Origin of the sequence: Curtobacterium phoenicis, from assembly GCF_047238015.1 — a bacterium.
In the GTDB taxonomy this organism is placed as follows: Bacteria; Actinomycetota; Actinomycetes; order Actinomycetales; family Microbacteriaceae; genus Curtobacterium.
Genome location: NZ_JBDFLZ010000002.1, coordinates 2,035,966 through 2,061,853, shown reverse-complemented (window position 1 = coordinate 2,061,853; position 25,888 = coordinate 2,035,966). Strand labels below are relative to the sequence as shown.

The 25,888-nt window shown below is 71.6% G+C and carries 24 protein-coding genes; 10 read left to right on the top strand and 14 right to left on the bottom strand.

Annotated features, from left to right (window positions below; genetic code table 11):
- Nucleotides 1–198: 198 nt before the first annotated feature.
- Both ABC270_RS09980 and ABC270_RS09975 read right to left on the bottom strand, forming a co-directional pair.
- Complete coding sequence (locus ABC270_RS09980; protein ID WP_412880646.1) at nucleotides 199–684, bottom strand: 3-oxoacyl-[acyl-carrier-protein] synthase III C-terminal domain-containing protein; 486 nt, start codon at nucleotides 682–684, stop codon at nucleotides 199–201.
- Nucleotides 566–1,168, bottom strand: coding sequence for a thiolase family protein (locus tag ABC270_RS09975; protein WP_412880645.1), 603 nt, complete (start codon nucleotides 1,166–1,168; stop codon nucleotides 566–568). Before ABC270_RS09975 ends, ABC270_RS09980 begins: the two co-directional genes overlap by 119 nt.
- 211 nt (nucleotides 1,169–1,379) lie before the next feature.
- On the opposite strand from ABC270_RS09975, the gene ABC270_RS09970 reads away from it, so the two are divergent.
- Nucleotides 1,380–2,351 carry an aldo/keto reductase gene (locus ABC270_RS09970; protein WP_412880644.1) on the top strand — a complete coding sequence of 324 codons (972 nt, stop codon included), beginning with the start codon at nucleotides 1,380–1,382 and terminating at the stop codon, nucleotides 2,349–2,351.
- A 139-nt stretch (nucleotides 2,352–2,490) separates the two neighbouring features.
- Here the strand turns inward: ABC270_RS09970 and ABC270_RS09965 are convergent, their stop codons facing one another.
- The 3 genes from ABC270_RS09965 to zapE all read right to left on the bottom strand — a co-directional run bounded on the left by ABC270_RS09965 (nucleotide 2,491) and on the right by zapE (nucleotide 6,259).
- Nucleotides 2,491–3,147: a tyrosine-protein phosphatase gene (locus ABC270_RS09965; protein WP_412880643.1), complete on the bottom strand. Its 657-nt coding sequence runs from the start codon at nucleotides 3,145–3,147 to the stop codon at nucleotides 2,491–2,493.
- A 395-nt stretch (nucleotides 3,148–3,542) separates the two neighbouring features.
- A complete protein-coding gene (locus ABC270_RS09960) occupies nucleotides 3,543–4,817 on the bottom strand; it encodes an ammonium transporter (protein ID WP_412880642.1) in 1,275 nt (424 codons plus the stop codon).
- A gap of 395 nt (nucleotides 4,818–5,212) precedes the next feature.
- Nucleotides 5,213–6,259, bottom strand: coding sequence for a cell division protein ZapE (gene zapE, locus ABC270_RS09955; protein WP_412880641.1), 1,047 nt, complete (start codon nucleotides 6,257–6,259; stop codon nucleotides 5,213–5,215).
- Between the two features lie 113 nt (nucleotides 6,260–6,372).
- Between zapE and ABC270_RS09950 the strand changes: the two genes are divergently transcribed.
- Together ABC270_RS09950 and ABC270_RS09945 are read left to right on the top strand one after the other, a co-directional pair.
- The gene (locus ABC270_RS09950; RefSeq protein WP_412880640.1) at nucleotides 6,373–7,284 is read left to right on the top strand and encodes a sulfurtransferase; all 912 of its coding nucleotides are present in this window, start codon (nucleotides 6,373–6,375) and stop codon (nucleotides 7,282–7,284) included.
- Complete coding sequence (locus ABC270_RS09945; protein ID WP_412880639.1) at nucleotides 7,281–7,739, top strand: SufE family protein; 459 nt, start codon at nucleotides 7,281–7,283, stop codon at nucleotides 7,737–7,739. Before ABC270_RS09950 ends, ABC270_RS09945 begins: the two co-directional genes overlap by 4 nt.
- Before the next feature lie 72 nt (nucleotides 7,740–7,811).
- On the opposite strand, the gene ABC270_RS09940 is transcribed toward ABC270_RS09945, so the two are convergent.
- Complete coding sequence (locus ABC270_RS09940) at nucleotides 7,812–9,035, bottom strand: alpha/beta hydrolase family protein (RefSeq protein ID WP_412880638.1); 1,224 nt, start codon at nucleotides 9,033–9,035, stop codon at nucleotides 7,812–7,814.
- Nucleotides 9,036–9,058: 23 nt separating this feature from the next.
- Here ABC270_RS09940 and ABC270_RS09935 point away from each other — a divergent pair, with 23 nt between their 5' ends.
- From ABC270_RS09935 to ABC270_RS09915, 5 genes are all read left to right on the top strand, one after another.
- Complete coding sequence (locus ABC270_RS09935) at nucleotides 9,059–9,643, top strand: DUF3000 domain-containing protein (protein ID WP_412880637.1); 585 nt, start codon at nucleotides 9,059–9,061, stop codon at nucleotides 9,641–9,643.
- 70 nt (nucleotides 9,644–9,713) lie between these two features.
- Complete coding sequence (locus tag ABC270_RS09930) at nucleotides 9,714–10,898, top strand: HRDC domain-containing protein (RefSeq protein WP_412882069.1); 1,185 nt, start codon at nucleotides 9,714–9,716, stop codon at nucleotides 10,896–10,898.
- 105 nt (nucleotides 10,899–11,003) lie between these two features.
- Nucleotides 11,004–12,245, top strand: a complete 1,242-nt coding sequence (locus tag ABC270_RS09925; protein WP_412880636.1) for a thiolase family protein — start codon at nucleotides 11,004–11,006, stop codon at nucleotides 12,243–12,245.
- A gap of 2 nt (nucleotides 12,246–12,247) precedes the next feature.
- A complete protein-coding gene (locus ABC270_RS09920) occupies nucleotides 12,248–14,386 on the top strand; it encodes a 3-hydroxyacyl-CoA dehydrogenase NAD-binding domain-containing protein (RefSeq protein WP_412880635.1) in 2,139 nt (712 codons plus the stop codon).
- Between the two features lie 131 nt (nucleotides 14,387–14,517).
- The gene (locus ABC270_RS09915; protein ID WP_412880634.1) at nucleotides 14,518–14,868 is read left to right on the top strand and encodes a hypothetical protein; all 351 of its coding nucleotides are present in this window, start codon (nucleotides 14,518–14,520) and stop codon (nucleotides 14,866–14,868) included.
- Between the two features lie 3 nt (nucleotides 14,869–14,871).
- Here the strand turns inward: ABC270_RS09915 and ABC270_RS09910 are convergent, their stop codons facing one another.
- The 6 genes from ABC270_RS09910 to dut all read right to left on the bottom strand — a co-directional run bounded on the left by ABC270_RS09910 (nucleotide 14,872) and on the right by dut (nucleotide 22,200).
- The gene (locus tag ABC270_RS09910) at nucleotides 14,872–15,036 is read right to left on the bottom strand and encodes a hypothetical protein (RefSeq protein ID WP_412880633.1); all 165 of its coding nucleotides are present in this window, start codon (nucleotides 15,034–15,036) and stop codon (nucleotides 14,872–14,874) included.
- Complete coding sequence (dxs, locus tag ABC270_RS09905; protein WP_412880632.1) at nucleotides 15,036–16,976, bottom strand: 1-deoxy-D-xylulose-5-phosphate synthase; 1,941 nt, start codon at nucleotides 16,974–16,976, stop codon at nucleotides 15,036–15,038. Before dxs ends, ABC270_RS09910 begins: the two co-directional genes overlap by 1 nt.
- A 132-nt stretch (nucleotides 16,977–17,108) precedes the next feature.
- Nucleotides 17,109–19,952 carry an aconitate hydratase gene (locus tag ABC270_RS09900; protein WP_412880631.1) on the bottom strand — a complete coding sequence of 948 codons (2,844 nt, stop codon included), beginning with the start codon at nucleotides 19,950–19,952 and terminating at the stop codon, nucleotides 17,109–17,111.
- Nucleotides 19,953–20,081: 129 nt separating this feature from the next.
- The gene (locus tag ABC270_RS09895; RefSeq protein ID WP_412880630.1) at nucleotides 20,082–20,975 is read right to left on the bottom strand and encodes a DUF3159 domain-containing protein; all 894 of its coding nucleotides are present in this window, start codon (nucleotides 20,973–20,975) and stop codon (nucleotides 20,082–20,084) included.
- Between the two features lie 17 nt (nucleotides 20,976–20,992).
- Nucleotides 20,993–21,712 (bottom strand): DUF3710 domain-containing protein, encoded by a 720-nt coding sequence (locus ABC270_RS09890; RefSeq protein WP_412880629.1) that lies wholly within the window; start codon nucleotides 21,710–21,712, stop codon nucleotides 20,993–20,995.
- Entirely contained in the window at nucleotides 21,709–22,200 is a 492-nt protein-coding gene (gene dut / locus ABC270_RS09885; protein WP_412880628.1) for a dUTP diphosphatase, read from the bottom strand. Before dut ends, ABC270_RS09890 begins: the two co-directional genes overlap by 4 nt.
- A 65-nt stretch (nucleotides 22,201–22,265) precedes the next feature.
- On the opposite strand from dut, the gene ABC270_RS09880 reads away from it, so the two are divergent.
- The gene (locus ABC270_RS09880) at nucleotides 22,266–22,697 is read left to right on the top strand and encodes a DUF3093 domain-containing protein (RefSeq protein WP_412880627.1); all 432 of its coding nucleotides are present in this window, start codon (nucleotides 22,266–22,268) and stop codon (nucleotides 22,695–22,697) included.
- Nucleotides 22,698–23,023: 326 nt separating this feature from the next.
- Here ABC270_RS09880 and ABC270_RS09875 read toward each other — a convergent pair whose 3' ends face one another.
- Nucleotides 23,024–23,323 carry a DUF4193 domain-containing protein gene (locus tag ABC270_RS09875; RefSeq protein ID WP_031272446.1) on the bottom strand — a complete coding sequence of 100 codons (300 nt, stop codon included), beginning with the start codon at nucleotides 23,321–23,323 and terminating at the stop codon, nucleotides 23,024–23,026.
- A gap of 265 nt (nucleotides 23,324–23,588) precedes the next feature.
- Between ABC270_RS09875 and sepH the strand changes: the two genes are divergently transcribed.
- The gene (gene sepH, locus ABC270_RS09870) at nucleotides 23,589–24,608 is read left to right on the top strand and encodes a septation protein SepH (RefSeq protein ID WP_412880626.1); all 1,020 of its coding nucleotides are present in this window, start codon (nucleotides 23,589–23,591) and stop codon (nucleotides 24,606–24,608) included.
- A 99-nt stretch (nucleotides 24,609–24,707) separates the two neighbouring features.
- Here the strand turns inward: sepH and ABC270_RS09865 are convergent, their stop codons facing one another.
- Complete coding sequence (locus ABC270_RS09865) at nucleotides 24,708–25,874, bottom strand: alkaline phosphatase family protein (protein WP_412880625.1); 1,167 nt, start codon at nucleotides 25,872–25,874, stop codon at nucleotides 24,708–24,710.
- Nucleotides 25,875–25,888 lie beyond the last annotated feature (14 nt).

Here is a 25,888-nt window from a genome sequence, read left to right as displayed (position 1 = left end):
CGTCGGCCCGGACGCAGCGCGTCGGCCCCGACGCGCCGCGCCGCAAGTCAGGGCGTCGGCCCCGACGCACCGCGCCCCACCGCAGCGCACCGCGCGTCAGGGCGTCGGCCGCACCTCACCGCACCGAACCGCGCCGCGAGTCAGGGCGTCGGCCCGGGCGCACCGCCACGCCGCGCCGCGCCGCGCCGCGCGTCAGACTCAGCTCCGGCGCACCGGCGTCGTCACGACCTGCCCCGCGTGCGCGAACCCGCCGCCGAAGCCGAAGAGCAGCGCGGGCACACCCTCGGGCAGTTCCCCGCGGGACCACGCCTTCGACAGCCCGAGCGGCACACTCGCCGCCGACGTGTTGCCCGACTCGACGACGTCGCGGACCACGTAGCTGGGCGACCCGCCGAGCGCCTCGACGAGGGGTTCGATGATCCGGAGGTTCGCCTGGTGGAACGCGAACACCTCGATGTCGTCGATCGTCAGCCCGGCGGCGGCGACGACGGCGCGGGCGTGGTCGGCAGCCTCCGTGATGGCCCATCGGTAGATCGACCGTCCCTCCTGCGAGAACCGCTCGGGGTCACCGGACACGCGGACGGCCTGCTGCAGGTGCGGCACGCTCCCCCACGACACCGGCCCGATCCGTGGTTCGTCGGAGACGCCGACCACTGCTGCGCCGGCACCGTCGCCGACGAGCACGCAGGTCGAACGGTCCTCCCAGTCGACGATCCCCGAGAAGCTCCTCGGACCCGATCACGAGCGCGGTGTCGGCGGAACCGGTGCGCACGGCCTGGTCCGCGATGCCCATCGCGTACTCGAAGCCGCTGCACGCCGTGTTGATGTCGATCGGCGCTGCCCGTCCGGACAGCCCGAGCTCCGCCGCGACACGACCGGCGGTGTACGGCGCGCGGTCCTGGTGCGTGGTGGAGGCGACGACCACGAGCCCGACCTCGGCGGGGTCGACCCCGGAGTCGGCGAGTGCGGCACGCCCCGCCTCCACGGCCATCGAGGTGACGGTGTCGTCGGGCCCGGCGATGTGCCGCGTCTTGATCCCGGTGCGGGTCGTGATCCACTCGTCGTTCGTGTCGACCATGGTCGAGAGCTCGTCGTTGGTCAGGATGCGCGAGGGCTGGTGGTGGCCGAACCCGATGATCCGGCTGCCTCGGAGTGCGGGGATGTTCACCTGCGGCACGCTACTCCCACCGCCGACCGGTCCATGCCACCGCACGCATGCGCCTCGGCCCGCGCAGAGCGCAGCACACGACACGGACGAACGCGACCCGCGGCACGCCGCACGCCGCACGCCGCACGCGACGCCGACGAGCCAAACCCACTCCCGCAACCGGTACCGACAGGGCCTGGCTCACCCAGCGGACCGCGCGTAGACCGGCTCCATGGACTACACACACCTCGGACGGACAGGGTTGTCGGTGTCGCGAGCGGTGCTCGGCACGATGAACTTCGGGCCGGAGACCAGCGAGGACGACTCGCACGCCATCATGGACCGCGCCCACGAGCTCGGCGTGAACTTCTTCGACACCGCCAACGGCTACGGCGGATCGGTCGGCAAGGGGGCCACGGAGGAGATCATCGGCCGCTGGTTCGCCAAGGGTGGCGGCCGACGCGAGAAGACCGTCCTCGCCACGAAGGTCTACGGCGAGATGATCGACTGGCCCAACGGCGGCAAGCTCAGCGCGCTCAACATCCGCCAGTCGCTCGACGCCAGCCTCCGACGCCTGCAGACCGACCACGTCGACCTCTACCAGATGCACCACGTCGACCGGGACACCCCCTGGGACGAGATCTGGCAGGCGATGGACCTCGCCGTCCAGCAGGGCAAGGTGCTCTACGTCGGCTCGTCGAACTTCGCCGGTTGGCACATCGCCCAGGCGCAGGAGGCCGCGAAGCGCCGGAACTTCCTCGGCCTCGTCAGCGAGCAGGCGATCTACAACCTCGTGGTCCGCGACGTCGAGCGCGAGGTGCTGCCGTCCGCCCGGCATTACGGCCTCGGCCTGATCCCGTGGTCGCCGCTCCAGGGGGGTCTGCTCGGGGGGATCATCGAGAAGACCGAGCAGGGGTCGCGCCGGCTGTCGGGCCGCAGCGCCGAGTACGTCGACGGGCACCGCGACCAGCTCACCGCCTACGAGTCCTTCGCGAAGGAGCTCGGCCACACCCCCGGCGAGCTCGCGCTCGCGTGGCTGCTGCACCAGCCGGGCGTCACCGCGCCGATCACCGGCCCGCGCACGATGGAGCAGTGGGAGTCGGCCGTCCGAGCGGTCGACATCCGGCTCGACGACGCCGCGCTCGCGCGCCTCGACGAGATCTTCCCGGGGCACAAGACCTCCCCGGAGGACTTCGCCTGGTGACGTCCGTGACGAGACCGCCAGATCGCTGACGCAACCAGCAGATCGCTGACGCGACCATCCGACGGGAGGCGCGGTGCGGGTCCGACCCGCACCGCGCCTCCCGTTCGTGCTCACGACGACAGCGGAACGCGCGTGGCGATCAGAGCGCCGCGTTCTCGTCGTCCCGCAGCCCGATGCTTCGGAAGTACCCGTCCACCGAACCCCAGCGGTGCTCGAGGCGGTCGATGACCGTCGTCATGATCTCGGGCACGCAGCGCTGTGCGGTCGCGGTGGCCTCGGGGTCGGCGCTCGCTGCACGCTCGCGCGCGAAGCGGTCGACCAGGCCGGCGGCGCTGGCTGCGTAGTCCGTGCCGACAACCTCCAGGTCGGCGCCCCAGTGCCGCGCGAGCAGCGCACTCACGATGCCCGTGCGGTCCTTGCCCGCGGCGCAGCACACGAGCACGTCGCCGTCCGTGGCGGCGATCGTCCGGAGCGCGGCGGCGATGCCGGTCCGGTCCCGATCGAGCCAGTCGGTGTACTGGTCCTCGAGCTGGACGGCCTCCTCGGCGGACTCGATCGCGGACGACGGGTCGAAGAGCGGCACCGACCGGTACGCGGGAGTCGCGGCGAGCGGGTGCGGGACCGCTGCCGTCTCGTCGTCGCGGCGGAGGTCGACCACGGCGGCGAGACCGGATGGGTACGACTCCGGAGCGACCGGCTCGGTGTTCGCCCGGTACACGGTGCGCCGGCGGCCGTCCTGGAGCCCGAGCCCCCCGACCTCGCGCAGGTTGGTCAGCGTGTTCGACGTCGTCGTCATGCCACCACTCTGCCGGACGGAGCGCAGGGCAGCCCCGGGGATCGGTGGGCGGCTCCTGCGGCCAACCCGCACGACCGCGCGACCGCACGACCGCACGACGGCGTGACCGCACGACCGCACGACCGCACGACCGCACGACGGCGTGACCGCACGACCGCACGACCGCACCACCGCACAACCGAAGTCACCCGGAACCGCGCGTTCGCGTGGCTCGAGGTGACTTCGGTTGTGCGAATCCGTTCCGCGCCGCAGCGCAGCGCGGCGCAGCGCGGCGCGCCGGGGCCGCCCGGAGCCGCGGCACGGTGCCGCCGCCCACAACGGGCCCCGCGCCGCACACGACGACGGGCCCCGCGCCTGCTGTGTGCGCGGGGCCCGTCGGACGGGTGGTGCAGGTGCTACCGGACGCTGATCGGCGTCTCGTCGCGCTCCTCGTAGAGGACGTAGCCCTCTTCACCGTGGACCGCGGTGTCGATGCCGGCGACCTCGTCCTCGGTCTTCACGCGGAACCCGATCGTCTTCTCGATGGCGAAGCCGATCACGAAGGCGAGGACGAACGAGTAGAGCCCGACGACCGCGGCGGCCGTGGCCTGCTTGCCGAGCTGCTCGAACGAGCCCGAGAAGATGAGCCCGGTGCCGTTGGCGAAGAAGCCGAGGTAGAGCGTGCCGAAGATGCCGCCGACGAGGTGGACACCCACGACATCGAGCGAGTCGTCGAAGCCGAGGCGGTACTTCCAGTCGATCGCGAAGCAGCAGATGATGCCGGCGAGGAAGCCGAGCAGGATGCCCCAGCCGGGCGTCAGCGCGGCGCAGGCCGGCGTGATCGCGACGAGACCGGCCACGGCACCGGACGCGGCGCCGATCGAGGTGGCCTTGCCGTCGCGGATCTTCTCGATGAGCAGCCAGCCGAGGACGGCGGCGGCCGGAGCGGCGAGGGTGTTGACCCAGGCGAGCGCGGCGACGCCATCGGCGGCACCTTCGGATCCGGCGTTGAAGCCGAACCAGCCGAACCAGAGGATCGCGGCGCCGAGGAGGACGAAGGGCGGGTTGTGCGGCTTGTGCGCACCCTTGGCGAAGCCGACGCGCTTGCCGAGGACGATCGCGAGGGCGAGACCCGCGGCTCCGGCGTTGATGTGGACCGCGGTCCCACCGGCGAAGTCGATGACACCCCAGGTGGCGAACATGCCCGACGTGAGGTTGAACACCCACGAGGCGACCGGGAAGTAGACCACGGTGACCCAGATGCCGGAGAAGATCATCCACGCCCCGAACTTGGCGCGGTCGGCGATGGCACCGGAGATCAGGGCGACGGTGATGATCGCGAAGGTGGCCTGGAAGCCGACGAATGCCATCGAGGGGTACGCGGCGTTGATCTTCGAGGCCTGCGACTCCTCGAACGCCTGGCCGAGGCCGATCTGGTTCCAGTCGATGCTGAAGAAGCCGACGATGCCGGCGACGTTCGTCCCCGCACCGTGGTTCGCGAAGGCGATCGCGTACCCGTACAGCACCCAGAGGACGCCGACGAGCGCGATCGCGCCGAACGACATCATCATCATGCTGATGACGGACTTGGCCTTGACGAGGCCACCGTAGAAGAAGGCCAGGCCGGGTGTCATGAACAACACCAGCGCCGCCATGATCAACACGAATGCCGTGTTGCCCTGATCAAGCATCTGTTCACCTCTCGATTGCACGAACGGCTCTTGGACCGCCTCGGGTGCTGTCGAGTTTGGCGAGGTGCTGTTTCACCGATGAGCACGATCTGTTTCGCGGATGTAACGCGATGGCGCCCCGTGTGAACGTTGTGTTTCGAGGTCCGGCGGGTCGCCTGGATGCGACCCACGACTCCCCTGCGACCGTCTGGACGGTCGCGTCACGCGGGTGGTGACCACCGGACGGGAGGCGCGGTGCGGTCCCGCCGTGTGCCTCCAGGCGGTCAGCCGAACGGCCGTCGCGCGGACTCGGGCCGTCGGGCGGAACCAGGTTCCGGACACAGCACCGCGAATCTTCGCGGTGTGGTGTCCGGAACCTGGTTCCGCGGGTCGCCGCGACGGCAGCCGGCGCGACGTCAGGCGGCGCGCGTCAGCGCGACCACGCGCGATGCGGCGCGCAGGTACTTCTTGCGGTACCCGCCCTCGAGCATGGCCTCGGGGTAGACGGCGTCGAGCGGCGTGCCGGAGGCGACGATGCGCACCTGCGCGTCGTACAGCCGGTCGACGAGCGCGACCCAGCGGAGCGCGTCGGTCTGGTCCGTGAACGGCTTCGCGTCGGTGAGGCCGACCGCGTCGAGCCCCTCGACCAGGGCCACGTACTTCGAGGGGTGCACGGTGCCGAGGTGCGCGACGACCGCATCGAAGGCGTCGAGCGTCACGGTGCCGGCGGGCAGCGCTGCTGCGACGTCGGCCACCACCGCGGCGGACTCGTCGACGGCACGGCGGCGGTAGTCGAGCCCGTCGATCCGGAGGGTGTCGAACCGGTCGGACATCGCCTGGATCTCGCGGAGGAAGTCCTGCGCGGCGAAGCGCCCCTCGCCGAGCGCGCCCGGCGGGGTGTTCGACGTGGCGGCGAAGCGGGTGCCGGTCTCGGAGAGCTCCTTGATGAGCCGGGTCATCATCATCGTGTCGCCCGGGTCGTCGAGCTCGAACTCGTCGATGCACACGAGCGCCGTGCCGCGGAGCAGGTCCACGGTGCCCTGGAAGCCGAGTGCGCCGACGAGCGCCGTGTACTCGATGAACGTGCCGAAGGTCTTCCGGCCCGAGGCCGCGTGGTACGCCGCGGCGAGCAGGTGCGTCTTGCCGACGCCGAACCCGCCGTCGAGGTACACGCCCGACTTGGCGGCGGCTTCCGGCGCGGCGTTCCGGCGTCGCCCGAACAGCCCACGCCGGGGTGCACCGGTGCCGGCACCCGACGCGACGAACGCGGCGACGGTGTCGCGGACCTCGGCCTGGGACGGGTAGTCCGGGTCCGGGCGGTAGGACCCGAACGACGCATCGGCGAACTGCGGCGGGGGCACGAGCGCGGCGGCCATCTGCTGCGGCGTCACCTGCGGATCGCGGTCGACGAGGTGGCTCGGCGCCGAGGCGTGTTCAGGCAAGGACGGCCCTCCGGGAAGCATGTCGTGCGGTGCAACGTTGCGGCTGGAGCACGGTCCGCACGCGTACCGTTGCCCACAGGCACCGAGGACCGATCCTAGTCCGGCGCCCGATCACCACCTGGAGGTAGCACGCCATGACCGCACCGGTCGACCCGTCCGAGAAGTTCGCCGCCTACGCCCACCCGGAGCGCCTCGTCTCCACCGAGTGGCTGCAGGAGCAGCTCGACGCCGGGGTCGGCGCACCGGACCTGGTCGTCGTCGAGTCCGACGAGGACGTGCTGCTCTACGAGACCGGGCACGTCCCCGGCTCGGTGAAGATCGACTGGCACACCGACCTCAACGACCCGGTGCAGCGTGACTACGTCGACGGTGAGGCGTTCGCCCGGCTGCTCGGCGGCAAGGGCATCGCCCGCGACACCACGGTCGTGATCTACGGCGACAAGAACAACTGGTGGGCCGCCTACGCCCTCTGGGTCTTCACGCTCTTCGGCCACGAGGACGTCCGCCTGCTCGACGGCGGCCGGGCGAAGTGGATCGCCGAGGACCGCGCCCTGACGACCGACCGCACCGAGGTCACCCCGGTCGAGTACCCGGTCGTCGAGCGGAGCGACGCGCAGGTCCGCGCCTTCAAGGAGGACGTGCTCGCCCACCTCGGCAAGCCGCTCATCGACGTCCGCAGCGCCCCGGAGTACTCCGGCGAGCGGACCACCGCGCCCGACTACCCGGAGGAGGGCGCCCTGCGCGGCGGCCACGTCCCGACCGCGGTGAACATCCCCTGGGCGACCGCGGCCGCGCCCGACGGCACGTTCAAGGACCGCGCCGAGCTCGACGCGATCTACCGCGACGGCGCGGGCATCGGCGACGCGGACGAGGTCATCGCGTACTGCCGCATCGGTGAGCGGTCGAGCCACACGTGGTTTGTCCTGCAGCACCTCCTCGGCTACGAGAACGTCCGCAACTACGACGGCTCCTGGACCGAGTGGGGCAGCGCCGTCCGCGTCCCCATCGTCCAGGGCTCCGAGCCGGGCGAGGTCCCCGCCCGATGAGCGACGACACCGCGGCGCTGCCGGCGACGCTCGCCGAGATCCGGGACGACTTCCTCGAGCTCTCCCAGCAGGACCGGCTCCAGCTGCTCCTCGAGTTCTCCGACGAGCTCCCGGCGCTGCCCGAGCGGCTGCGGGGCCACGAGGACGAGCTCGAGCGCGTCGAGGAGTGCCAGTCCCCCGTGTTCATCACGGTGACGGTCGGCGAGGACGGCGACGCCCCCGACGTCGTCCGCATGCACGCGACCGCCCCGCGCGAGGCCCCGACCACGCGCGGCTTCGCGTCGATCCTCGCCCAGGGGCTCTCCGGCCTGACGGTCGACGAGGTCCTCGCCGTCCCTGCGGACTACCCGCTGACGATCGGGCTCTCCGAGGCCGTCAGCCCGCTGCGCATCCGCGGCATGGTCGGGATGCTCGGCCGGGTGCAGCGGCAGGTCCGCGCGCTGGCATCCTCATGAACGCGACCCGGTGACGGACTGGAGGCCCGTGGCGGGTCCGCCACGGGCCTCCAGGCCGTCACCGGGTCGCGTCTACGACGCGCGCGCCGCGCCCTGGCGCTGCACCACCTCGGTGAGCCACGCGAGGATGCGGGCGTCGAACCAGTCGGCGTCGTGGTTCCAGAGCTTGGTGTGCCGCGCGGTGTGCTGCACCTCGAGCCGAACGATGTCGGGTCGGACGCGGGCGAGGTCGTGCGACGCCGACGACGGGACGAAACCGTCGTCGTCGCTGTGCAGGAGCAGGATCGGGACGTGCAGTTCGTCGGCACGGGCGACCATGTCGAGCTCGCGGAGGTCGACGGGTGCGCGCAACCCGGCGAGGCGGTGCAGCACGGGCGCCCGGAGGAGCCACTGCGCGGTCTTCCGCACCGTCTTCGGGAACCGGAGCAGACGGCTCTGCGACTTGAGGACCGCGTGCCAGTCCACGACCGGGGACTCGAGCACGACGCCGTCCACGAGGTGGGCCGACGACGACCGCAGGAGTGTCTGGAGGACGACCGCGCCGCCCATCGACCAGCCCATCAGGACCACGCTGGTCGCGCCCGCGCCGGCCACCCAGCGCAGGGCGGCGTCGACGTCCTCCCACTCGGTGCTACCGAGGCCGTACCGGCCGTCGACACTCCGCGGGGCGACGCCGTCGTTCCGCCAGGACGCGAGGAGCACCGAGTACCCGGCAGCCCGGAACACGGGCACCGCGCGGATCGTCTCGGCGCGGGTGACACCGCGGCCGTGCACGAGCACCGCCCAGGGCGCGTCCGGGTCGTCCGCCCGGACGACCCAGGCAGGCGCGGGGCCGTTCGGGGTGGGGACGTCGACGTCCTCGACGGGGACGTCGAGCTCGCCGGGCGTCAGGTAGAACCAGCCGCCCCAGCGACCACGGCGGGCGTTCCTCGGATCACCGGCGTCGATCGCGATGATCCGTCGGGTGACGGTGGTGTCGGTCGTGCCGAGGACCTCGCCGACCCGCATGTGACCGGTGCCGGCCCCGAACCAGAGGCTGTACCGCCCCTGCAGCTCGGTGTCGGCCGTGCGCTCGATCGTCACGGTCCGGGATTCGGGGTCGACGGCGTGGATGGGGACCCGCTCGGTGCGCTTGCGGTCCGGCGTGACGACGGCCCGCGCGACCGCGGCGACGAACCCCCCGACGACCGCGGCGCCGATGGTGGCGGCCGCCAGTCCGGCGCCGAGCGCCACGACACCGGCCGACCGGGCCGATCGCTGGAGGGCGTCCTCGGCGGGTCGTGCTGATCCGGGCATGCCCGGGAGCCTAGTCTGCATCCGTGTCCGAATCCCGAGAGCCCGACGCCTTCGCGCGGCTCCGCGCGTTCGTGGCGTCCGACCGACCGCGCACCGAGACCACCGTCACCGAGATCCCCTCCCCGTCGCGGATCGCGCCGTGGTCGCTGGCGCTCGCCGCCGACGTCTCCGGTGCCGCGCACGGGGTCGACTCCGACCTCGGGACGGGCCGGTTCATCGCCCTGTACGACCCCGAAGAACCGCAGGGGTGGGACGGCGCGTTCCGCATCGTGACGTTCGCGCAGGCACCCCTCGAGCCGGAGATCGGTGTCGACGAGTTCGTCGCCGACGTGACGTGGAGCTGGCTCGTCGACGCGCTGGCCGCGCACGGTGCGACGTACGACCACGCCTCCGGGACGGCCACGAAGATCATCTCGCGCGGGTACGGTGACCTCGCGGCGCAGGGCGACGGTGCGCAGCTCGAGCTGCGCGCGTCGTGGACGCCGCGCGACGAGGACCTCACCGCGCACGTCCGGGCCTGGGAGGACATCGTCGCGATGCTCGCTGGCCTGCCGCCGACCTCTGACGGCGTGACCCTGTTGGCCCCGAGGAGGACCGCACGTGACTGACCCCGCTCCTTCGGCCGACGCACGCACGTCGGGCTCGTCTCCGTTCGAGGAGGGGCACGCCACGGTCCACGTGATCGAGTCGCGCGACGAGTACCTCGCCGCGGTCGAGGCCATCGCCGCCGGTCACGGGCCGGTCGCCGTCGATGCCGAACGCGCCAGCGGCTACCGGTACTCGCAGCGCGCCTACCTCATCCAGGTCTTCCGCCGCGGGGCGGGTTCGTTCCTGTTCGACCCGATCGCGATCGCGTCGTTCGCCGAGCTGCAGGACGCCATCGTCGACGAGGAGTGGCTGTTCCACGCCGCATCGCAGGACCTCCCGTGCCTGCAGGAGGTCGGCCTCGTCCCGACCCGGATCTTCGACACCGAGCTCGGCGCGCGCATCGCGGGCTTCCCCCGCGTGGGGCTCGGCGCCGTGGTCGAGCAGCTGCTGGGCATCACCCTCGCGAAGGCGCACTCCGCCGCGGACTGGTCGACCCGGCCGCTCCCGCAGTCCTGGCTCGTCTACGCCGCGCTCGACGTCGAACTGCTCCCCGACCTCCGTGACGCCCTCGCCGCGGTGCTCGACGAGGCCGGCAAGACGCGCATCGCTGCGGAGGAGTTCGCGGCCGTGCTCACCCGCGCCCCGAAGCCACCCCGGGCGGAGCCCTGGCGACGGCTCTCCGGCATGCACGCACTGCGCGGTGCCCGTGCGCTCGCGATCGCCCGCGCGCTCTGGACGGCCAGGGACGACTACGCCCGCGAGACCGACATCGCCCCCGGACGCACGATCCCCGACGCGGCGATCGTCGCCGCCGCGGCCGCGAACCCCGCATCGAAGGGCGAACTGGCCGGGCTCAAGGCCTTCACCGGACGGGCGAGTCGGAGCGAGATGGACCGCTGGTGGGCCGCCGTCGAGTCCGGTCGCACGACCGAGGACCTCCCCCGGCTCCGCGCCGCCGGCGACCCGTCACTGCCGCCGCCCCGAGCCTGGGCGGACCGCAACCCCGAGGCCGACCGCCGCTACAAGGCCGCACGAGCCGCGGTCGTCGCCCGCGCCGAGGCACTCGACCTGCCCGTCGAGAACCTGCTCACCCCGGACACCCTCCGCACGGTGTCGTGGGAGCCACCGACGCCGATCGCGACCGAGACCGTCGGCGCCGCACTCGCCGCCCACGACGCCCGGCCGTGGCAGGTCGAAGAGACCGCCTCGATCATCGCGCAGGCCTTTGTCGCTGCTGCACAGGAGCCTGCTGCTGAGAGCAACACCGACTCGTAGGAACACCCCAACCGGCATGCGCCCGCCCAGGCGGCGGGCATAGCGTCGGTACCGTCGCCGGGCTCGTCCCGGCCGGTCGGGGCGGAACGTGCCCCGACTCGATCGATGAGGATCTGGAGGGCCAGATTGCCCAAGGCAGCAGACGTCGTCTTCGTTGACGGCGTACGGACACCGTTCGGACGAGCCGGAGAGAAGGGGGTGTTCTGGAAGACCCGCGCGGACGACCTCGCGGTCCACGCCATGCGCGGTCTGCTCGACCGGAACAGCCAGCTCGACGGTGCAGCGGTCGACGACGTCGCCGTGGCCGCCACCACCCAGCAGGGCGACCAGGGGCTCACGCTCGGCCGCACGGTCGGTATGCTCGCCGGCCTGCCGAAGTCCGTCCCCGGGTACGCGATCGACCGCATGTGCGCGGGAGCCATGACGAGCGTCACCACGCTCGCGGGCGCCATCGCCTTCGGTGCGGCCGACGTCGCCATCGCCGGCGGTGTCGAGCACATGGGTCGGCACCCGATGGGCTTCGGAGCCGACGTCAACCCGCGGTTCGTCGCCGAGCGCATGGTCGCGACCGACGCACTCGTGATGGGGTCGACCGCCGAGCGCCTCCACGACCGCTTCCCGGCCATCACGAAGGACCGCACCGACGCCTACGCCGTCCAGTCGCAGCAGCGGTACGCCGCCGCGTGGGCGGCCGGCAAGCTGCAGCCCGACGTCGTCCCGGTCGAGGTCAACACCGGTGCGGGATGGGACCTCGTCACGAAGGACGAGCCGCCGCGGCCGGACACGACGCTCGAGGCACTCGCCGCGCTCAGGACACCGTTCCGCCCGCACGGCCGGATCACCGCGGGCAACGCCGCCGGCCTCAACGACGGCGCCACGATGAGCCTCCTCGCCTCCGCCGACGCCGCGAAGGAGCACGGCCTGCCGCAGAAGATGCGGATGGTCTCCTTCGCCTTCGCCGGGGTCGACCCCGAGGTCATGGGCATCGGCCCGGTCCCCGCGACCGACAAGGCCCTCGCCAAGGCGGGTCTCACCATCGACGACATCGGCCTGTTCGAGATCAACGAGGCGTTCGCCGTGCAGGTGCTCGCGTTCCTCGACAACTACGGCATCGCACAGGACTCCACGAACGTGAACGCCTGGGGCGGCGCCATCGCCGTCGGCCACCCGCTCGCGTCGAGCGGCGTCCGCCTGATGAACCAGCTCGCCGCACAGTTCGCCGAGCGCCCGGACGTGCAGTACGGCATCACGACGATGTGCATCGGGCTCGGCCAGGGCGGCACCGTCATCTGGGAGAACCCGAACTACTCGAAGTCCGCCGCCCGTTCCGCCCGGAAGGACGCCTGATCATGACCACCACCCCGACCGACCAGCTGACCGAGCTCAGTGCCGACGAGGTCGTCACCCACTCGTACGTCAAGCACGTGTCGCTCCCCTCCGGTGGCACGCTCGCCCTCGTCACCCTCGACAACGGCAAGGACTACAAGCGCCCCTCGACGCTCGGCCCGCGGACGATGCGCGAGCTGTCGGACGTGCTCGACACCCTGCGAGACGCGGCGTCCGCCGGCAGCATCCAGGCCGTCGCGATCACCGGCAAGGAGTACTGCTTCGCCGCCGGTGCGGACCTGTCGCAGGCGGCGGCGCTGCCCTCGCGCGAGGTGGCGCACGAACTCGGAGTCCTCGGACACGCGACGCTCCGCAAGCTGTCCGACCTCGGCGTCCCGTCGTTCGCGTTCGTGAACGGCATCGCGCTCGGCGGCGGACTCGAGATCGCGCTGCACTGCACCTACCGGGTGTTCTCGTCGGCCGCGCAGGGCATCGGACTGCCCGAGGTCTTCCTCGGCATCATCCCCGGCTGGGGCGGCGCCACCCTGCTCCCCCGTCTGATCGGCCCGGAGAAGGCGCTGCGGGTCATCGTCGAGAACCCGCTCAAGAACAACCGCCTCATGGACGGCACGGCGGCGGTCGAGCTCGGCATCGGTGACGCGCTCATCCCGTCGGTGACCTTCCTGCCGTCCGCGGTCGCGTGGGCCGACGGCGTCGTCTCCGGGCGCACCAAGGTCGTCCGCAAGAACGAGCCGGGCATGCTCGAGAAGGCCGCGTGGGGCACCGTCGTCAAGGTCGCGCGCCAGCAGGTCGCGTCGAAGATCGGCACCGTCCCGCAGTCGCCCTTCCGCGCGCTCGACCTCGTCGCCGCCGCGAAGTCGGGTTCGCTCGACGAGCGCTTCGCCGGCGAGGACGACGCCCTGGCCGACCTGCTCGCCGGTGACCAGTTCGCCGCGTCGATGTACGCGTTCGACCTCGTGCAGAAGCGCGCCAAGAAGCCCGTCGGTGCTCCCGAGGGTGTCGAGGCGAAGAAGATCACGAAGGTCGGCGTCCTCGGCGCGGGGCTCATGGCGTCGCAGTTCGCGCTCCTGTTCGCCCGACGCCTCGGTGTCCCGGTCGTCATCACCGACGTCGACCAGTCGCGGGTCGACGCCGGGGTCGAGCGCATCCGGTCCTCGGTCGACGAGCTGCTCGCCAAGAAGCGGGTCTCCCCGGACGACGCCAACCGCATCAAGGCCCTCGTCTCGGGCTCGGTGTCGTACGACGCCTTCGCCGACGCCGACTGGGTGATCGAGGCCGTGTTCGAGGAGATGTCCGTCAAGCAGGACGTCTTCCGCAAGATCGAGCAGGTCATCGCTCCCGACGCGATCCTGGCGACGAACACCTCGTCGCTGTCGGTCGACGAGATGGCGTCGGTGCTCGAGCACCCGGAGCGCCTCGTCGGCTTCCACTTCTTCAACCCGGTCGCCGTGATGCCCCTGCTCGAGGTGGTCCGCGCCGCGAAGACCTCGGACGAGGCCCTCGCCACGGCCCTGGCCGTCGCGAAGACCCTGAAGAAGACCGCGATCATCACCGCCGACCAGCCGGGCTTCGTCGTCAACCGCGTCCTCGCGCGCGTCCTCGGCGAGGCGATGCGCGGCGTCGAGGAAGGCACCCCCTTCGAAACCGTCGCGGACGGCGCTGCTCCCCTCGGCCTGCCGATGTCGCCGTTCGAGCTGCTCGAACTCGTCGGCCTGCCGGTCGGTGCCCACGTCCTCGACTCGCACCACGCCGCTTGGCCGGAGCGCTTCTACCCCGGCGACGGGCTGAAGCGCATCGCTGAGCACGGGAAGATCCTCACCCGCGACAAGAAGGGCAACGTGACCGGCTACGACCCGGCGGCCGTGAAGCTCGTCGCGCCGGCTCGTCGTGACGCGGAGCCGGTCGATGCCGCGACGATGCAGCAGCGCTTCGAGGACGCCCTGGCCGACGAGGTGCACCGCATGCTCGAGGACGGCGTGGTGCAGCACGTCGAGGAGATCGACCTCGGACTGATCCTGGGCGCAGGCTACCCGTTCCAGGCCGGTGGCATCAGCCCGTACCTCGACCGCTCCGGCGCGTCCGAGCGCGTGTTCGGCGGCCGGTTCCACGACCCCGCGATCGTGGGTCCTGCCTCCCGCTGACGGCTGGCGCCGCGCACTGCACAACCGAAGTCACCCCGAACCACGGTCCCCCGTGGTTCGGGGTGGCTTCGGTTGTGCGAACCGACGCCGCACCGCGCGCCGCGCGACCGCCCCGGGCGTAGCGTGCAGCCATGCGGCAGGAGTGGTGGGCACCGAGGACGACGAACCGCCCGTCCGTCGTCGTGCCGGTCCCCCTCGAGGAGGTCCCCGCGCTGCTCCGACGCGCGGTCGACGCCGTTCCTGGAGCCGCTGCGATGGAGATCCGTGAGGACGGCGCCGTGGTCGGACGCCGCACGTCGTTCGCCCTCCGCGCGGAGAACATCGTCTTCATCTTCCACCGGGAGGGACCGGGGTCCTCCCGCGTCGAGATCCTCCGCGAAGGCCGCGACGGTCTCGACTACGGACGCATCCTGTTCGTCACCCCGATGGCTCGCGCGATCCTGCGGGAACTCGTCGTGGCAGCCGGAAGCCACCAGGAGTGACGCTCAGTCCTCCGCGCGGAGGTCGTCGATCGGCACACGGAGCCCGTCGTCCATCGCCACCGCCATCGCCGCACGGTAGGCGCGGAGGTCGGCCGCGTCTTCCAGCCTCTCGGTCTGGTCGACACCGTCTGATGCGGCGACGCCGACCTCGACCCCCTCACCGCGCATCACCGCTCCGCTCCCGCGCTCGAGCGCGACCGCGCGGGCTTCGCCTGCGGCACCTTCGTCCCGACCACCTGGTCGATCACGTCCCGCGCGATCGTCTGCGCGGTCAGGCCGACGTCGTGCAGGATCTCCGAGCGGGACGCGTGGTCGATGAACTCGTCCGGCAGCCCGAGCTCGTTCACACCGGTGTCGACCCCTGCGGCACGGAGGTCCTGCCGCAGCCGCGTCCCGACGCCCCCGACCCGCACGCCGTCCTCGATCGTGATGACGAGCCGGTGGTCCCGGGAGAGGTCGATGAGCGACGACGGGATCGGTACCACCCACCGTGGATCCACGACGGTGGCGCCGATGCCCTGCGCCTCGAGCAGCGCGGCCGCTTCGAGCGCGACCGGCACCATCGACCCGACGGCGACGAACAGCACGTCGGGCTCTTGGTCGGACGACGGGGAGCGGAGCACGTCCACCCCGTCGGCGAGGCGACGCTCAGCGGGGATGTCCGACCCGACCTGCCCCTTCGACCACCGCAGCACGGTGGGAGCGTCGTCGACCGCGACGGCCTCACGGAACTCCTCGCGGAGGGTCGCGGCGTCACGGGGTGCCGCGATCCTGATGCCGGGCACCACCTGCAGGAGCGCGAGGTCCCACATGCCGTGGTGCGACGGTCCGTCGGGCCCGGTGATCCCAGCGCGGTCGAGGACGAACGTCACGCCGGCCTTGTGCAGCGCGACGTCCATGAGCACCTGGTCGAACGCCCGGTTGAGGAACGTCGCGTAGAGCGCCACCACGGGGTGCAGCCCGCCGTACGCGAGGCCCGCGGCGGTGGTCACCGCGTGCTGTTCGGCGATCCCGACGTCGATCACCCGGTCGGGGTGCTGCTCCTGGAACAGGTGCAGGCCCGTGGGGCGCAGCATCGCGGCGGTGATCGCCACGATCTTCTCGTCCGAGGCGCCGACCTCCGACAGCGTCGACGCGAACACCGACGTCCACGACGGTCCCGACGAGACGTCGAGCGACTCCCCCGTCTCGGGGTCGATGTGCCCGACGGCGTGGAACTGGTCGGCCTGGTCGCGGAGCGCCGGCTCGAACCCGTGGCCCTTCTCCGTGATGGCGTGCACGATCGTGGGCGCCCCGTACGCCTTCGCCTGCCGGAGGGCCGCCTCCATCGCGCGCTGGTCGTGCCCGTTCACCGGGCCGATGTACTTGATGTCGAGGTTCGAGTACAGCGCCTCGTTGTTCGTGAACCGCGACAGGAAGCCGTGCAGCCCGCCGCGCATCCCGCGGTAGAACGCCCGACCGGGTGCGCCGAACCGCGAGGCGACGGCCTGGGACTTCTCGAACAGCGCCCGGTACTCGCGACGGGTCCGGACCGAGCTGAGGAAGCGGGCCATGCCACCGATCGTCGGCGCGTAGGAGCGCCCGTTGTCGTTCACGACGATGACGAGGCGGCGGTCGTTGCTGTCCGAGATGTTGTTGAGCGCCTCCCAGGTCATCCCACCCGTGAGCGCCCCGTCTCCCACGACGGCGACGACGGTCCGGTTGGCCTGCCCGGTGCGCTGGAACGCGCGGGAGATACCGTCCGCCCACGACAGCGACGATGACGCGTGCGACGACTCGACGATGTCGTGCTCCGACTCGCTGCGCTGCGGGTACCCGGCGATGCCGCCGCGCTCCCGCAGCCGCGAGAAGTCCTGCCGCCCGGTCACGAGCTTGTGCACGTACGACTGGTGTCCCGTGTCGAACACGAACGGGTCGTCCGGGGAGTCGAAGACCCGGTGCATCGACAGGGTGAGTTCCACGACGCCGAGGTTCGGTCCGAGGTGCCCCCCGGTCTTCGCGACCGCGGCCACCAGGAACCGCCGGATCTCCGCGGCCAGGTCGGTCATCTGCGCGTCCGACAGACGCTTGAGGTCGCGCGGCGACGTGATGCTCGGAAGCAGGTCCACGGGGCGCTCCTTTCGTGGGGCAGGTCCCCACACTATCCACGCAACCGGGCGACGGACTGGAGGCGCGGTGCCAGCTGGCACCGCGCCTCCAGTCCGTCAGGTGGCCGCGTCAGCGACCGGTACGGGCGCTGCTCAGACGAGCGAACGGAGCACGTACTGCAGGATGCCGCCGTTGCGGTAGTAGTCGGCCTCACCGGGGGTGTCGATCCGGACGACCGCGTCGAACTCCACCGTCTGCTTGCCCGCGGGCGAATGCTCGCTCGGCTCGGCCGTGACGTGCACGGTCTTCGGCGTGCGGCCCTCGTTCAGCTCGGTCAGACCCGAGATCGAGACGACCTCGGTGCCGTCGAGCCCGAGCGACTCGACCGTCTCGCCGGCAGGGAACTGCAGCGGCACGACGCCCATGCCGATGAGGTTCGAGCGGTGGATGCGCTCGAAGCTCTCGGTGATGACCGCCTTGACGCCGAGCAGGTTCGTACCCTTCGCCGCCCAGTCGCGCGACGAACCGGAGCCGTACTCCTTGCCACCGAAGATGACGAGCGGGATGCCCTGCTCCTGGTAGTGCTGCGAGGCGTCGTAGATGAACGACTGCTCGCCGTCGGGCGTGGTGAAGTCGCGGGTGTAGCCGCCCTCCACGCCGTCCAGCAGCTGGTTGCGCAGGCGGATGTTCGCGAACGTGCCGCGGATCATCACCTCGTGGTTGCCGCGACGCGAGCCGTAGGAGTTGAAGTCCTTGCGGTCGACGCCGTGCTCGGCGAGGTACTTGCCCGCCGGGCTGTCGGCCTTGATCGAACCTGCCGGCGAGATGTGGTCGGTCGTGACCGAGTCGCCGAGCTTCGCCAGCACGCGGGCGCCGGAGATGTCCGAGACCGCGTCCGGCTGCATGGTCATGCCCTCGAAGTACGGGGGCTTCCGGACGTAGGTGGACTCGCTGTCCCACTCGAAGGTGTCGCCCGTCGGGGTCGGCAGGTTCTTCCAACGGTCGTCGCCCTCGAACACCGAGCCGTACTCGTGGGTGAACATCTCGGTGTCGATCGAGTCGTCGATGACCTGCTGCACCTCGACGGCGTCGGGCCAGATGTCCTTGAGGAAGACGTCGTTGCCGTCCTGGTCCGTGCCCAGGGCGTCGGTGTCGAAGTCGAAGTGCATCGACCCGGCGAGGGCGTAGGCGATGACGAGCGGCGGCGAGGCCAGGTAGTTCATCTTGACGTCAGGGTTGATGCGCCCCTCGAAGTTGCGGTTGCCGGAGAGCACCGCGGTGACGGCGAGGTCGTTGTCCTGGACGGCCTGGGAGATCTCCTCGGGCAGCGGACCCGAGTTGCCGATGCAGGTCGTGCAGCCGTAGCCGACCGTGTAGAAGCCGAGGTCCTCGAGGTAGCTCGTGAGACCGGCCTTCTCGTAGTAGTCGGTGACGACCTTCGAGCCCGGCGCCAGGGTGGTCTTCACCCACGGCTTCGCCTTGAGGCCCTTCTTCGCGGCGTTCCGCGCGAGGATGCCGGCGGCCATCATGACCGATGGGTTCGACGTGTTGGTGCACGAGGTGATCGCGGCGATCGCGACCGCGCCGTGGTCGATCGTGAACGCCTCGCCGTCCCCCACGGTGACGCTCGTCGGCTTCGTGATCGACGACGGGGCGCTCGAGACGTGGGTCTCGGCCGGGGTCTCGGACGGCTGCGCGTACTCGCCGTCCTCGACCGCGTGCTCGTCGCCGGGGGCAGCCGCCACCGGGTCCGACGCCGGGAAGGTGTCGGCGACGGCCTTGTCCTGCTGCGAGTGGTCGGCCGTGGCGTAGTTCTCGAGGTCGACCTCGAACTGGTCCTTCGCCTTCGACAGCTCGATGCGGTCCTGCGGGCGCTTCGGTCCGGAGATCGACGGGACGACCGTGGAGAGGTCGAGCTCCATGTACTCGGAGTACGCGGGCTCCACCGACGGGTCGTGCCAGAGTCCCTGCGCCTTCGAGTACGCCTCGACCAGGGCGATCTGCTCCTCGGAGCGGCCGGTGAGGCGGAGGTAGTCGAGCGTGACGGCGTCGACCGGGAAGATCGCGGCCGTCGAGCCGAACTCGGGGCTCATGTTGCCGATGGTCGCGCGGTTCGCGAGCGGGACCTCGGACACACCCTCGCCGTAGAACTCGACGAACTTGCCGACGACACCGTGCTTGCGGAGCTCCTGCGTGATCGTCAGGACCACGTCGGTCGCGGTCACACCGGCCGGGATCGAGCCGGACAGCTTGAAGCCGACGACCTTCGGGATGAGCATCGACACCGGCTGCCCGAGCATCGCGGCCTCGGCCTCGATGCCGCCGACGCCCCAGCCGAGGACGCCGAGGCCGTTCACCATCGTGGTGTGCGAGTCGGTGCCCACGAGGGTGTCCGGGTAGGCGTACAGCTCGCCGTCGAACTCGCGCGTGTAGGTGACCTTCGCCAGGTACTCGATGTTGACCTGGTGCACGATGCCGGTGCCCGGCGGGACGACCTTGAAGTCCTCGAACGCGGTCTGGCCCCAGCGCAGGAACTGGTAGCGCTCACCGTTGCGCTCGTACTCGAGGTCGGTGTTGCGCTGCAGGGCGTCCTCGCGACCGAAGAGGTCGGCGACGACGGAGTGGTCGATGACCATCTCGGCCGGCGACAGCGGGTTGATCTTGTTCGGGTCGCCGCCGATCTGCGCCATCGCCTCGCGCATGGTGGCGAGGTCGACGATGCACGGGACGCCCGTGAAGTCCTGCATGACCACGCGGGCCGGCGAGAACTGGATCTCGGTGTCCGGCTCGGCGTCGGGCTGCCACGACCCGAGGGCGCGGATCTGCTCCTCCGTCACGTTCGCACCGTCCTCGGTGCGGAGGAGGTTCTCGAGCAGCACCTTCAGGCTGTACGGGAGCTTCTCGTGCCCGGGCACCGTGTCGATCCGGTGGATCGCGTAGTCGACACCCCCAACCGACAACGTGTCCTTCGAGCCGAAGCTGTTGACTGCAGCCACTGTGCCGCCTCCCTGGTTGATCGGTGTGCCCCCATCCAAGCGGGCCGCAGAACGTCCCACCAGCAAGGCAAACCTAAACCCGCCGGCCCGCGAGGGTCCGCCGGAAAGTATCTCGATGTCGAGACAACTCTACACCGCGGCAGCGTCCTCGTCGTGCCCACGGCGCGTGTCCACGAAGGCGGTCCGGACGAGCAGCCACGTGACCCAGAGCAGCGCGGCGTAGAGCGGCACCCCGGTGATCAGCTTGATGCCGGCGAGCAGTTCGACCTGCGCGGTGAGGTACAGCGGGATCTCGATGAGCAGGCGGAGCGCGAACAACCCGACCCACATCCAGGTGGCGACGGTGAGGACGCGCCGCTTCGCCGGGTCGGCGCGCCAGTCGGTGCCGCTGCCGTCCTCGTCCTGCGGGAGCAGCAGCCCGACGATCAGCCCGATGAGCGGCCGACGGATCGCCAGCGTCACGAGCAGCACGAGGAGGCAGACCGCGTTGATGACGATCCCCGGGATGAAGTTGCTCTCGGCCTTCCCGGTCAGCAGCGCGAGCCCGGCCGAGACCGCGACGCCGAGGATGCCGGCGAAGCTCATCGCGAGCGACTGCCGCTGCACGAGCCGGAGCACCACGAACACGAGGCCGATGACGACCGGGATCACGACGCTCGGCACGAGCTCCTTCGTGATCGCGTAGACGACGAGGAACCCGAATCCGGGCAGCACCGACTCCGCGAGGCCCCGGACGCCGCCCACCGCCGTGAGCAGTGCACGGCCGGACGGCGCCTCGCCCGGAGCCACCTGCGCGATGCCAGCGTTCCGGACGGCGTCGCGGAGTTGCGCGTTGAGCGACAGCGGCTCGGCCCGCTCGTCCGCGAAGCGGTCGCCGGACGCGGCCGTCGCGGCGCGGTCTCCGGACGCGACCGGGTCGGGCGCGACCCCGTCGGGCGCGACCCCGTCGGGCGCGACCCCGTCGGGCGCGACCCCGTCGGGCGCGACCCCGTTGTGTCGGGGGGTGTCGTCGTGGTCCGGCACCGGGCCTCCTGGCTGGGTCAGATGGCCGACTGGGTCGACTTCGGCATGTGCAGCGGGATGAGGTCGCGCGGCGGCATCGGCGTCGATCCGCGCACCACGACGACACTGCGGAACAGCTCCTCGATGTCCTCCGCGTCGTCCGGCGACTCGGCGGCCTTGCCGGCGATCACGCCCCGCAGGAACCAGCGGGGTCCGTCCACGCCGATGAAGCGCGCAGCGCGGGTGCCGTCCGTCATGCCCTGCTCGTTCGCGACCGGGACCTGCGCGCGGAGCTCGGGGCCGAACGGGCCGTCGACCTCGACGACCTCGCCGCCCTGCGCCTCGATCTGCTCGGCGATCTGCGCGCGGATCTCGTGCCAGAGCCCCGTCGAGCGCGGCGCGGCGAACGGCTGGACCTGGAGCGTCGACTCGTCGAAGTCGAGCCCCACCGCGACGACGCGCTGCGAGCCCTCCTCGACCTCGAGACGGAGGTGCAGCCCTTCCCGCGGGAGCACCTTCACGCCGCCGAGGTCCACGTACGGACGGACCAGGTTCGCCTCGGTCTCGTCGTGCGGCCCGTTCTCGGCACGGTCCTCCGGGGCGGACTTGTCGGTCGGCGCGACCGCGTCCACCTCATCGAGGTCGGCGTCGGCGTCGGTGGCGATGTCCACCTCGGGGGTCGTGTCGGCGACCTCCACATCGTCGGCGACGGCGTCCGCCACCTCGACCTCGTCACGCTTGCGGCGGCCGAACTTCATGCGCGGGTTCCTTCCTGGACGTTCTCTGCGGCGCTGCTGACGGTACCGCTCCGGTCACCGTAGCCGGACGAGCCGAAGCCACCCTGGCCGCGGACGCTCTCGGGCAACTCGTCGACACGGGTGAAGGTGACCCGGGGCACCGGCATGACGACGACCTGCGCGATGCGGTCGCCGACGTGCACCTCGTACGGTTCGGAGGCGTCCGTGTTGAGCAGCGCGACCTTGACCTCTCCCCGGTAGCCGGCGTCGACGGTGCCCGGCGAGTTCACGATCGTGATGCCGTGCTTCGCCGCGAGCCCGCTCCGGGGGACCACGAACGCCGCGTACCCCTCGGGCAGGGCGATCCGCAGGCCGGTGCCGACGAGCCGTCGCTCCCCCGGCTGCAGCACGAACGCCTCGGCGGAGACGAGGTCGCCGCCCGCGTCGCCGGGGTGGGCGTAGTGGGGAGCGGTGTCCCCGGTCCAGAGGACGTCGACTGGTTCGGTCACGTGACGAGGGTAGTGCAGTCCGTGACCGTTCCGTGATGTCGCCGGAGTCGTGGTGGGATGGTCTCGTGACCCTGTACCGCGAACGACTCTGGGCGCCGCCCGCGCTCTACCTGGCGACGGCCCTCGTGATCCCCGCCAGCTTGCTCGTCTTCCTCCCCATCAGCGTGCTCGCCGGGGTGCTCGTGGCGATCGGCATGGAGATCGGGGTGCTCGTGCTCCTCTGGGCGCTCGCGCCGACGGTGGAGGTCACCGACACCGAGTTCCGGGCGGGCCGGGCGCACCTGCCCCGGGAGCTCGTCGGCGAGGTGGCGGGCTTCACCGGTGCCGAGGCAACGGCCCAGCGCGGGCCGCAGCTCGACGCCCGGGCGTGGACGCTCTTCCGCGGCTACGTCCGCGGCGTCGTCAAGGTCGAGGTGCGCGACGACGCCGACCCGACCCCCTACTGGTTGGTGAGCGTCCGGCGTCCGGACGAGGTCGTGGCGGCGCTCCGCGCCTGACCCGCCCCGCGCCGGGAACACCGCTGTCGGACGGGAGGCACGTGGCGGCGCCGCCACGTGCCTCCCGTCCGACCGCAGGTCGCGCCGGGAACACTGTGTGCCGTGCCGTGCCGCGCACGCCGCGCCGCCCGTTCCGCGGCGCCCGTTCCTTCCCAGAGCGGCTGCGATGGATGGCGCTTCCGGGCGTGCCTGGTCAGAATGTTCCGCCAGGTATGCCCGATCCGACCAGGTACGCCCGATCCGACCAGGTACGCCCGACGGGCGCGGCCCCGCGCACGCAGAAGACCCCGTCACCGGTCGGTGACGGGGTCTCGAGGACAGCGTGTCTACAGTGCGGCGCACTCCGCGCACACCGGGCCGAGCTTCGACTCGTGGTCGAGCTGCGAGCGGTGCTTCACCAGGAAGCACTCGACACAGGTGAACTCGTCGACCTGGGGCGGGAGGACGACGACGTCGAGGTCGACGTCGGAGAGGTCCTGACCGGCGAGCTCGAACGAGCCCGGGTTGTCGGAATCATCGTCGACGACGCCCGACATCTTGTCGGGGACGCGCTCCTTCAGAGCCTCGATCGACTCCGAGTCAGAGGAGTCGTCGGTCTTCCGGGGGGCGTCGTAATCGGTGGCCATGCCCATCCATTTCTCGTATCGAGAGGTCGTCGCCGGTGATCGGCGGCGACAGTTTGCACCACGGCCCGCCGGAGTGCAAACCGAACATCCCGGCGGTGCGTTCGGCCCGTGCAACCCGTCGCCGGGCCCTGCCATTCCCGGGTCCTCGGAACCGTCGTCCCGCACTCCGCGGCACGCCCGTGCGCCTCCCCGGGATCGGGGGCGACGCGCTGCATACTCACGGGGTACGACGCACGACCGTACGCACGCATCGGAAGGCGGAACCATGCAGGACCTGAGAGTCATCGGAGTGGAGTCGGGCGCACTCCTGCTCGCGACGGACGGCGGCACGGAGTACCGGCTGCCCGTCACCTCGTCCCTCCCGGGGCAGGTCCGGCAGGCGAACCCCGAGGGCGGACCGCAGAAGCGCGTGTCGCCGAAGGACGTGCAGGCGCGCATCCGCGGTGGTGCCGACGCCGCCGACGTGGCCGCCGCGCTCGACGTCGACGTCGACTACGTCCGCCGGTTCGAGGGGCCGGTGCTCGCCGAGCGCGCCTTCATCCTGGACGCAGCCCGCCGCGTGGCCGTGACACCCGTCGACGACGAGGCGCCGGACACCTTCGGCGAGGCGATCACCGACAAGCTCGAGGCGGGCGAGGCCACGGACGTGCAGTGGGCGTCCTGGAAGCACGTCGACACCGGCTGGCAGGTCCGCGTCCGCTACACCGTCGACGAGGTCGAGCACGACGCCCAGTGGCGCTTCGACCCGAAGACCTCGACCCTCCTGCCCGACAACGGTGACGCGCACCGGCTCTCCCACACGGACGACGAGGGCATCGCGCCGCGACTCCGCGCGGTCGAGTTCGAGCACGAGGACGCCGACGGCACCCGCTTCGACTCCGGCGCGTTCCGGGTCGAGTCCGCGGACGAGGAGACAACGAACCCCGAGGTCGCCGAGCGCGCCCCGCTGCGCGCACCGCTCCCCCGCATCGGGGCCGTCGCCCCCGAGGAGCGCGCGCCCGGCAACGAGACCGCCGACCTGCTGGAGGCGCTCCGCCGTCGCCGGGGTGAGCGCGAGGCCGCCTCGTTCACCGAGCACCAGGAGGAGCCCCGCCGCACCTCCATCAGCGTCGTCGACGTCCCGCTGCAGGGCTTCGAGGACTCGTCCGACACCGCTCCCCAGCCGGATGCACGTCCGTCCTCGGCACCGGAGCCCGAGGCGCGGGACCGCAAGCGGCGGAACCGCCGCTCGATGCCGAGCTGGGACGAGATCGTCTTCGGCACGCGCCCGGAGGACCCCGCCTGATCCCTGGCCTGGAGGCACGACCCGGCCCCGTCACGCAACGCGCGTGACGGGGCCGGTCACGTCCAGGGCATCCGCCGCGGGCCGCTCAGGGTCGCGTCGTCAACCCGCGAACGCGCCGGCGAGGCGGAGCGGCACGAAGGTCTCCTCGTCGGTCATCGCGCCGTGCTGCCCGAGCATGCGCTTCGGGACCTCCCCGGGACGCAGTGCGCGGTCGTCGTTGAACGCCCACGACCCGCGGGCGACGAGCACGACGTCGCCGATGCGGTCGACCACCTCCGGAGCCACAGCACCGAACCACCCGGCCTCGATCGCCTCGGTGCGGGTCGCGACGTACGCCTTCTTGCCGTAGCGCGCCCGGAACCGGCCGACGAGGTCCCGCACGTCGGTGCCCGGCGCGACGGCGAGCTGCCGGCAGCGCGGGTCACCGGCGACCCCGACGACGTCCGTGAGCAGCTCCGGGTCGATCGGCAGGTTCGCGTGCTCCGGGACGTCGAGCACGCCGTGGTCGGCGGTCACGACGACCCCCACGTCGGGCTGCAGCGCGCGGTCGAAACGTGCCAGCTCGCCGTCGAGCTGTTCGAGCGCCGCGGTCCACCGGTCGGACTGCCACCCGTGCTTGTGCCCGATCGAGTCGAGCTCGGGGACGTAGAGGTAGACGAGCGAGCGGCCCGTCGCGGTCTCGGCGAGGGCGGCGTCGACGCGCTGCGGGATCGAGTCGGCCGGGACGTACCGCGCGCCGCCGAGGACGCTCGCCGTCATGCCCGACGATCGGTAGCGGCCCGGCCCCACGACGACCGGGTCGACGCCGAGCGCCGCGGCCTCGGTGAACAGCGTCGGACCGAGCAACCAGTCCCCCGGCACCTCGTCGTCCCAGCCGCTGAGCAGGTTCATCACCCGGCCGGTGTCCGGGTTCCAGCCGCTGTACCCGACCACGCCGTGCGAGCCGGGCGGTCGGCCGGTGGTGAGGGTGCTCAGCGCCGCCGCCGTCGTCGTGGGGAACCCGCTCCGCAGGCGCTTGGCGGAACCGTTCGCCGGCGGGGCCGCCAGCCACCGGGCGTGCCCGGCGCGCGCGGAGAGCGCGGCGGCGCCGAGTCCGTCGACCAGCACGACGACCGCCGAGCGGGCGGGGCGGAACGCGATCCGTGCCTCCAGGCCGCGTGGTCGCAACCACGCGTCGTCCGCAGCGCCGAGCGCCACCAGGCAACTCGGGAGGACGTCGGCGAGGTTCGCGGCGGCGTCGGGGGCCGTCGGTACGCTGGTTCCCATCTCCCCCAGTCTCG